Origin of the sequence: Bradyrhizobium sp. 142 (assembly GCF_023074015.1) — a bacterium.
Lineage (GTDB): Bacteria > Pseudomonadota > Alphaproteobacteria > Rhizobiales > Xanthobacteraceae > Bradyrhizobium.
The window spans coordinates 34715-42997 of record NZ_JADPKQ010000524.1; the positions used below are offsets into that span (position 1 = coordinate 34715).

The following is an 8283-nucleotide window of genomic DNA, read 5'->3' on the forward strand; positions in this document are numbered from 1 at the left end:
TAGAGATGCGCCACCGCCAGCCCGCCAGATGGGAGACCTGCCATGACCGATCCAAACCGCATCACGCTGTATTACTCGCCGCAAAGCCGCGCCACCGGCACGCGGGTGCTGCTGGAGGAGTTGGGCGCGCCCTACGATCTCCATGTCCTCAACATGAAGGCGGGCGAGCAGCGCCAGCCCGCTTATCTCGCCATCAATCCGCTCGGCAAGGTGCCGGCGATCCGCCGCGGCGGGGAGCTCGTGACCGAGCAGGTCGCGATCACCATCTATCTTGCCGATCTGTTTCCGCAGGCCGGCCTGACGCCTGGACTCAACGATCCGCTGCGCGGTCCCTACCTGCGGTGGATCGCCTACTACGGCGCCTCGTTCGAACCGGCGCTGATCGACAAATTCATGCAGCGGGAGCCGTCACCGATCACACAATCGCCCTATGCCGATTACGACACCATGCTTGGCGCGCTCGAGGCGCAACTGTCGAAGGGGCCGTACCTGCTCGGCGAACGCATGACGGCCGCGGATGTTCTGTGGGGCGTCGCGTTCAGCTGGACCATGATGTTCGGCATCGTACCGAAGAAAGACGTCTTCGTAAGCTATGCCGAGCGCATGACATCGCGGCCTGCATTCCAGCGCATCAATGCAGCGGATGACGAGATGGCGGCGCAGCATGCCGCGGCTGTTGGAGGATGAGCCGATCGAGGTCGCAGATGACGAAACCGATGCACACGACTAACTGCTTCAACACCTTCATCCAGGTTGCCGAAGATTGTCCGGCGCGTACTGGCGAGGAGCCGCCGCTGCGCGCGGGTAAGCCGACGGTGGCCTGCCTGCAATACGGCATGATCGCCAAGGCACCCTACAAATATACGTCCGACGACGTGATCTTCGCGACGTCTGCACCCGGACGCGAGCTCGACGTGAAGACGACGAAAGCGGAGGAGCGTGCGGCCCGTGAAACGTTTTTTTCGCGGGGGCAGGCGTGCATGAGGGCGTCGAGCCTGGGCAAGCGCTTTGGCTGGGGCGTTCATGCCGACAGCGAGGGCCGGGTCGCGATCTACGCCATCGACAGCAAACGCTACCAGGCGCTCGTCCGCGATCCGAAGCTCACGCAGGTGCGCGCGATGCGGTCGAAGCGGGCGTGATCAGAATTTTGGCGGCCGCTTCTCCGCGAACGCCTTGATGCCTTCCTTGATCTCGTCGCCACGCATGCTGTCGCGGTGGCGCTGGTCGGCAGCTTGCTCGTCGAGCTCGCCGCGGGCGAATTCGTTGATCGCGCGCTTCATGCCACGCATCGCGGCAGGGGCATTGCCGGCCAGGATCGTCGCGAGCTTGTCGACTTCCTCGTCGAGAGCTGCCTCCGGCACCATGGCGGTGAGATAGCCGATCCGCAGCATCTCTGGCGCGCTGATCTTTTGCGCCGTCAGGAACAATTTTTTCGCGTTGTCGACGCCGAGCCGCGTCACGTAGCGTTTGATGCCGCTGCTGTAATAGTGCAGTCCGAGCCGCGCCGCCGGCATGAACATCTCAGCGCTGTCGACGCCGATGCGGAAATCGCAGGCGAGAGCCAAGTCGGTCGAACCGCCATAGACGCCGCCATTGAGCCGGCAGATCGTCGGCACGCCGAGATCCTCGAGCCGGTTGGCGACCACCTCGAACGCCGAGCCTGCGCTCTGCTGCTCGCTGGCGCTCACCGCGCGCTCGGCCACCGAGTTGAGGTCATAGCCAGCGGAGAAGGCGCGTCCCGTTCCGGTCAGCACCAGCACGCGGATCGCCGGATCCGCCTCGACCCGGTCGAACAGTTTCGTCAGCTCCCCGAGGTCCTCCGCCTGCAGCCGGTTGAGATGCTTGGGACGGTTGAGGCGGATGGTGGCGCAGGCGCCGCCAATTTCGAGCACGGGACCAGAGGCCGCGTCGGCTGTATCCGACATTCTTGTCTCCATTTAGCTGTTTTCGAGCGTGCGGCGCCTGGCTTCCGCGTCGATGGTGTTGGCAAGATCGGGGTGCCGCGCCATCAGCACGCGAAAGTCGACGAGGTCGAGCACCAGCAGCCGCGACACCTTCGTGGTCGAGACGTTGGCACCGCGCATGTTGTTGCCGAGCAGCGCCATCTCGCCGAAGAACGCGCCTTCGCCGAGCTGCACCTTTTTGCCGGGCAGGTCGACCTCGACCTCGCCGGCAGCGATGAAATACATGCAGTCGCCCTGCGTGCCCTTGCGGATGATCATGGTGCGGGCGGGTAGCTCCATGGTCCGCAGCATGTGCGTGACGTCAGCGATCGCAGCCGGGCCGAGCGCGGCGAAGAACGGCACCTTGCTGACGGATTCCCACGTCTTCAGGAAATTGTCGCGCCGGGTCTCTGCGGCAAAACCGGTCGCCAGAATGCCGGTCCACAGTCCGAACACGCCGAGGCCGGAGATCATCACCAGCGCCGCCACCATGCGTCCGAGCGGGGTCACCGGCACCGCGTCGCCATAGCCGGTCGTGGTCAAGGTTACCACCGCCCACCACAGCGCGGCCGGTACGCTGCCGAAGGTCTGCGGCTGCACGTCCCGCTCCAGAAAATATTCGGCGACGGAGGCGAGGAAGACCACCATCAGGAAGATCACGAGCACGCTGAGCAGCGGGCCCGATTCCAGCACGAGGACCCGGCGAAGCTGCCGCAAGCCGGGAATGCCGGGCACCACTTTCAAGACCCAGAGCACGCTGAGCAGCCAGGCCGTCCTCGGCTCGATGCCGACGGTCAGCGCCACCGGCACGGCGAGCGCCCCGACCGCATCGATCAGGCCTGCGGATGAAGACAGGTAGAGCGAAAGCCGTCGGTGGCGCGCCATGTGGCGTAGCCGGACCAGCCATTCGAACACGAAATAGGCCAGGCAGGCCCAGAGCACGGCATCGACCCAGCGGTGCGCTACCTCATAGGCCGGGTTGACCGTCAACAGGACCATGGTCGCGACGCCGACGGTCACGGCCAGATAGGCCGCCTTGGTCATGTTGCGGCCGGCCGTGGCGGCCACGAACTGGGCCAGAGCGGAGATCAGAGGCTTGGACATGCGCGAAGGCGGCCCGGTCTTTGGGTGGCGTTTGAGGTCCCGGCTGGGATGTCGATGCCAAAGTGCCTGCCCGGGCCGAGGCCGTCAACGACGCGCGGTGGGCTGCCGTGCCGGACCGCCATGAGGGGCGGAATCCGCGCATCCAATGAGCCAAATCACAGACAAGCCGCGCGGTTTTCCCATATATGGGATGCGCGGCCGCGATGTCGGGCCTTCTCGCCCCGGCGAGCCCGCTCTGTTCATTCAAGGTTGTTGGCCCGATGGATACGTCACATATCGCAGAGCACGCAGGAACCGCCGGCGCCCTGTTCGCCTCGGTATTCGTGGTGGCCACCACGACCATGCGGACGATGATCCCGCTGCGCGTGTTCGGCATTCTCACCAATCTCGTCCTGATCGCGACCGCCATCCCCGCGCATAATTATCTGGTGATTGGCGTGCAGACCGTGGTGCTCGCGCTCAACGGCTATCGCCTGCATCAGATGCTCCAACTCGTGCGCGACGTCCGCAAGTCGGTCAATTCCGACCTCTCGATGGACTGGCTGAAGCCATTCATGATCGAGCGCAAATGCAAGGCCGGCGAGGTGCTGTTCTACAAAGACGAGAAGGCCGAGGACATGGCCTATATCGTCAGCGGCCGCTTCCGCCTGGTCGAATCCGGAATCGAGCTGCCGGTCGGCGCCATCGTCGGCGAGCTCGGCATGCTTTCGCCGTCGAACACCCGGACCCAGACGCTCGAATGCGTCGAGCCCGGAATCGTCCTCAGCGTCGGCTATAACAAGGTCGAGGAACTCTACGTGCAGAACCCGGCCTTCGGCTTCTACTTCCTGCGGCTTGCAAGCGCGCGCCTGTTCCAGAACCTCAACACGCTGGAGCAGCGGCTGGCGCAGCAGAGCGCGGCGATGGCGACGACAGGACCGAAGCCGGTTTGAGGCCTCGCGTTGCTTGAGGGAATTGATCGCGTGTCCAACGACGACGGCATCCTGGCTTCGCTCCGTTACCTCTTCGAGGACATCATCGGAGAAGAGCACGACACGCCGCCATTCCTGCCCGAGGGGCTGCCCGAAGCCGCGGCGCTCGCCGTCAGCGACGGCATTCATCTGCTCACCGAATATCAGGGCACGAGCTATGCCCAGCTCTATGTCGACCGGGTCTGCCGTTTCGTCGGCCGCCTCGGTAACGACGGTCGCACGCTGTGCGACATCGCACGCCTGATGGCGATGCGGATGGCCTATGAGGATCCGATCCGGATCGCGCAGTTTAAGTTGATGGAGCTTGCCAATGGCCGGCCGCCATCGGTCGAGGTCAGGAAGTTCCGCATTGACGAGCTGATCGGCGCGCTGCCGGCGATTGCCGGCGAGCCGATGCTCGACGCGCTCGACATGATCGGATGGCGCCACCGGCGGATCTCGATCCGTTTTTCGAACGCGAGCTGGATCGGAATCCGGCGTCTGAAGCTGGAGGCCGCCCTCAAACGCTGGCGGTTGTTCTCGATTCGCTATGCCGAGGAGCGGGCCTGGGTCGAACGCTGGCTGCACATGATTTCGCGCGCGCTGGTCAAGCAGCCGCAGGCAGTGCCGGCGATCATCGACAGCGCCAACATGATCACCGGCCATGGCGATCCCTACCGCCACGGACTCGCCGACTGGCACGCCATCATCGACGGTCTGGCGAAGCCGACCTTCGATGGTGCGCTGCCGCTAGCCGACCTCGCCGGCGCGATGACTGAGGCGCGCGCCGCAGCCGAGCCGGACCGCCAGCAGGTGGCGCTGAAGCGTGCCATTGCCAGGATCAGGGCACGGACGCTTGGTGAGGCGGCTGTGGCGGCGCTGGGCTGAACCGTCACTTGAAATGTGGCGGCTCGTCGTAGCCGCGGCGGCTGCTGAAGAACAGCAGCACCATGAGCCCGACGCCGACGATCACGGAGAAGCCCTGCGCCGAGGGCCAGAGCCACATACCCTTGCGTCGGAATCGGCTCGCCCTCGACTGTCATGGCGGAATAGGCGAAGTAACCGACCGCAACCAGCATTCCCGTGAGGAGGATAAGAAGGAGCATACGCATGGTGCGTTCTCCGGTTGTGCCGTGAGCCAACGGTTGCAAGTCGTCGGCACGGTTCCTGAGTTCCGGGCGGCGATCCCACCAGAAAGGCCGCTGGCCCAGGCCCAAGCTCTGCAGACGATAGGTCAGGCACTCTGAGCGGTCTTCACCACCACGACGTTGGTGTCGTCGTGCGAGGGAGAGGCGGCCTTTTCGGCCTCGCTGGCATGGCGTTTGAGGTAGTCGCGGCGCATCCCGATCTCATCGCGGACGAACTCGTAGCCGAGCTTGAAGGTGTCGAGCCCGTCGGTACTGATCGTGCCGTCGCGCAAGCCGATGACGGCGCCGCGCAAGATGCCTTCGAGCTCGTCCTGGAGACGTTCGAGCTGATCCAGCGAGTGGGCGTGCTCGATGCGTTCGCCGATGTCGAGGATGGCGGTGGAGAGCTCGCTGGCCTTCTCCGGCGCGATCCTGGTGATCTTGGCGTAGATCGCGGCGAAGATCGAGCCGATGACGCTGAGCGCTGCGGCGCTGAGATACATCAGGTCGCTATATTTATCCATGAACGACTTGGTGTCGTCGTTGATGTAGTCGGCGGCCCCCTGATGCGCCATTACATAGGCGTCCTTCTCGACCGAGGCCGGCTCGATCCTAGTGGCAAAGCCGCTGTCGAGCCCGAGCTCGGACTTGTTCTCGTAGACGATGCGCGCGAGTTCTCCGGCTGTTGTCAGGGACATCTTGGATTGCGCGACCAGGAGCCATTCGAGCCCGATCGTGTCGAGATCGTCGTCGGGGATCTCAGGTGATGCAGACAGCGTGCCCGCAGTCAGTGTCTCGGCGGAAATGCCGGGGAATTTGCGTGCCAGCGCCTTGGCTTCGTCGATGGCATTCAGCGTGAAGCCGCCGCGCCTGGCGGCCTGTTGATAAGCCTTGTCCCGCACCGCTCTGGAGGCGTGGACGATGCCGACCACCGCGCCAAAGCCGCTCGACGGCGCAAACAGCTTATCGAGCGTTGCGCCCTGCGGCGCCATCTGGATCTTTGCGGCATCGGGCCCGTCAGGATTGTCGAGAATGCTGCGCACGAAGGCGAGCGAGGATTCGTTCTCGGCGAGGACCGCGACTTTCTTCTTCTTCAGTTCGGCAAGCGATTTGATCTTCTTGTTGCCGGGACCGAGCAGGAGCACGAGGTCGTGCTCCAGGATCGCCAGCGTGCGCGCCCGCGGCGGCACCTTGGCATCCGTGCGCAGGATGGCGAGGTCGGCCTGCTTGCGGTCGAACTGGGCGACCGCCTTGGCATTGTCAGGGTTGTTGACGAGCTTGATCCGGAATCGCGAGGCGTTGTTCTTCAAGACGGTGGCGAGCTTGGCCGCGAACAGCGCTTCGTCGCTGTTGGGGGCGCCGACGGCAAAGGTCAGCGTCTCTGAACTATGCACCAGCGTGCGGCCGGCCCAGACGGTGGCAAGCGACAGCAGCAGGGTCAGCACGACGTATAGCAAGACTTGTTGCTGATTGGTCTTGATGACCTTGGGGCGCCGCGTCGGCTGCTCGGTCGATAATGTCGGGCCTTCAGTACTCATGGCAGCACTCTGGCCTAATCCTGATGAGCGAGCGCCGCCGGTTTGCCGATCCATGCGCTCAAATATTCGTAAGCGTCTGAAAAAAGGACGATAATCCTCTACCTGGAGATGATAGCGCGCCTGGGAGGGAATGCAAATTTCGAGCCGAGGGTAACCTTACTTGACGCACCGTGGCGATTGGTCGTCCTATCGCCGTTTAGCCACAGTTGGCGATTTTCCGGTTCCCCCGGCTGCATTCCGCCGCGGGAGATGTCATAAATCACAGGTCCCGGCGATTTGACCGGTCCAAGAAGAAGTTGCGCTGAACGCTCCAATTTTTCTTGTCACGTCAATGAGGGCGTCAGCTTGTCGTTTCCACCCCTGTCATCGGCGATTCCCGTTGAAGCGCTCATTGGCTGGATGTTGCTGCTCAGCTTCAAGCACATCATCGCCGATTTCGTGCTGCAAACTGCCTGGATGGCGCACGGCAAGGACCAGAAGCACGGCTGGGCCCTGCCGCTGCTTGTGCACTGCCTGATTCACTTTGCAGTTGCGCTGCCGCTGATCCTGATCGTCGCGCCGAGATTCTGGTTCGTGGCGGTGATCGATTTCGTGATTCACATCACGATCGACCGGGCCAAAGGTCTGGTCTCGGCCAATTTCGGCGTCAACCAGGAGCATCCCTGGTTCTGGACCCTGATCGGCGTTGACCAGGCGCTGCACCATCTCACCGGGTTCGGCCTCTCCATTTTCATGGCTGCGAACTGACCGCCGCGCTTGGCTGCGCGCTCGCCTCGTGGTTCTCGCGGCGATGCGAAGCATCGTCCGCTAGACGCGCCGGAGGCGGCGCTCCTCACCATGAGGGTCGAAGATCTCGCCGCGGGTCAAGACCTCATCCTGACGGCCCGCCAAGGCCGGGCGTCTAGAAGGATGGCTGCCAGAGAAGGCGCCCCGAGCCGGCTGATTCGCGGCCAGGGCGCAAGGGCCCCGGGTGACTACCGGGCGGCGTGGTTAACCTTTCATTAGAGAATTGCGCGGCATCTTCGGCATCGAGGAGAATGCAATGTTTTCAAGCCGCGACGCCTATGAAAGCGATTTCTGCCCGGTCCGCGACGAACTCCTTGGCGAGATGTATCGCGCCAATGAAGGCGGCCTGCCGAGGCTGGTTGAGACAGTTGCCCCCGACGTCCGCGCCATGCTGGCGCTGTTTTGCTATCGCCGCAGCCATCTGCACTCGCTGGCCGTCGCGATCGCAGCAAGCTGCACCGAGCGCGATCTGATCGACAGCGGCGGCCGCGTCGGCTCGACGCTCTACGCGCTGTCGCGCGGGGCCGCGGCGAAATCGACGCCATCGCTGTCGGGGGGCCGCAAGCCGATCACGCTGTCGACCAAGCCGCTCTCGGTGCTTGCACCGCTCGAGGACGAGTTCGACGATGAGATCGCGGAAGCCGTTCCGGCCTAAAGCGCGATCGGTCACGACTTAAGATATTTGTTGGCGCATCGTCTTGCCGGAAAACCGCTGCACACTTTTCCGGATCATGCACTAGTTCTACTGCGTCACAAATTTCGGCGCGGTCGCATTTTGCTTTGGCCGCAACACGGGCATCGCGGCAGGGTTCTGGCGATCGCGTTGGCCAAACGG

Annotated in this window: 9 protein-coding genes and 1 pseudogene; 6 read left to right on the forward strand and 4 right to left on the reverse strand. The window is 63.7% G+C overall.

The genetic code is table 11. The features are described 5' to 3' along the window. Nucleotides 1-42 precede the first annotated feature (42 nt). On the forward strand, nt 43-687 hold the full coding sequence (locus IVA82_RS47005) for a glutathione S-transferase family protein (RefSeq protein WP_247383212.1): 645 nt from the start codon (nt 43-45) through the stop codon (nt 685-687). A gap of 17 nt (nt 688-704) precedes the next feature. Next, nucleotides 705-1139, forward strand: a complete 435-nt coding sequence (locus tag IVA82_RS47010; protein WP_247383214.1) for a DUF6157 family protein — start codon at nt 705-707, stop codon at nt 1137-1139. On the opposite strand, the gene IVA82_RS47015 is transcribed toward IVA82_RS47010, so the two are convergent. Beyond that, nucleotides 1140-1925, reverse strand: a complete 786-nt coding sequence (locus IVA82_RS47015) for an enoyl-CoA hydratase/isomerase family protein (protein WP_247383216.1) — start codon at nt 1923-1925, stop codon at nt 1140-1142. A 12-nt stretch (nt 1926-1937) separates the two neighbouring features. Next, nucleotides 1938-3047, reverse strand: coding sequence for a cyclic nucleotide-gated ion channel (locus IVA82_RS47020; RefSeq protein ID WP_247383218.1), 1110 nt, complete (start codon nt 3045-3047; stop codon nt 1938-1940). Nucleotides 3048-3307: 260 nt separating this feature from the next. On the opposite strand from IVA82_RS47020, the gene IVA82_RS47025 reads away from it, so the two are divergent. Then, a complete protein-coding gene (locus IVA82_RS47025) occupies nt 3308-3979 on the forward strand; it encodes a cyclic nucleotide-binding domain-containing protein (RefSeq protein ID WP_247383219.1) in 672 nt (223 codons plus the stop codon). Between the two features lie 30 nt (nt 3980-4009). Beyond that, nucleotides 4010-4885 (forward strand): DUF6537 domain-containing protein, encoded by an 876-nt coding sequence (locus IVA82_RS47030; protein ID WP_247383220.1) that lies wholly within the window; start codon nt 4010-4012, stop codon nt 4883-4885. A 4-nt stretch (nt 4886-4889) separates the two neighbouring features. On the opposite strand, the pseudogene IVA82_RS47035 reads toward IVA82_RS47030, so the two are convergent. Together IVA82_RS47035 and IVA82_RS47040 are read right to left on the reverse strand one after the other, a co-directional pair. Beyond that, nucleotides 4890-5109: pseudogene (locus IVA82_RS47035) on the reverse strand (hypothetical protein). A 122-nt stretch (nt 5110-5231) separates the two neighbouring features. Continuing rightward, a complete protein-coding gene (locus IVA82_RS47040) occupies nt 5232-6662 on the reverse strand; it encodes a TAXI family TRAP transporter solute-binding subunit (protein WP_247383222.1) in 1431 nt (476 codons plus the stop codon). A 399-nt stretch (nt 6663-7061) separates the two neighbouring features. Here IVA82_RS47040 and IVA82_RS47045 point away from each other — a divergent pair, with 399 nt between their 5' ends. Continuing rightward, nucleotides 7062-7409: a DUF3307 domain-containing protein gene (locus tag IVA82_RS47045; RefSeq protein ID WP_247383226.1), complete on the forward strand. Its 348-nt coding sequence runs from the start codon at nt 7062-7064 to the stop codon at nt 7407-7409. Between the two features lie 295 nt (nt 7410-7704). Further along, nucleotides 7705-8103 carry a hypothetical protein gene (locus IVA82_RS47050; protein WP_247383223.1) on the forward strand — a complete coding sequence of 133 codons (399 nt, stop codon included), beginning with the start codon at nt 7705-7707 and terminating at the stop codon, nt 8101-8103. The last annotated feature ends 180 nt before the right edge of the window (nt 8104-8283 follow it).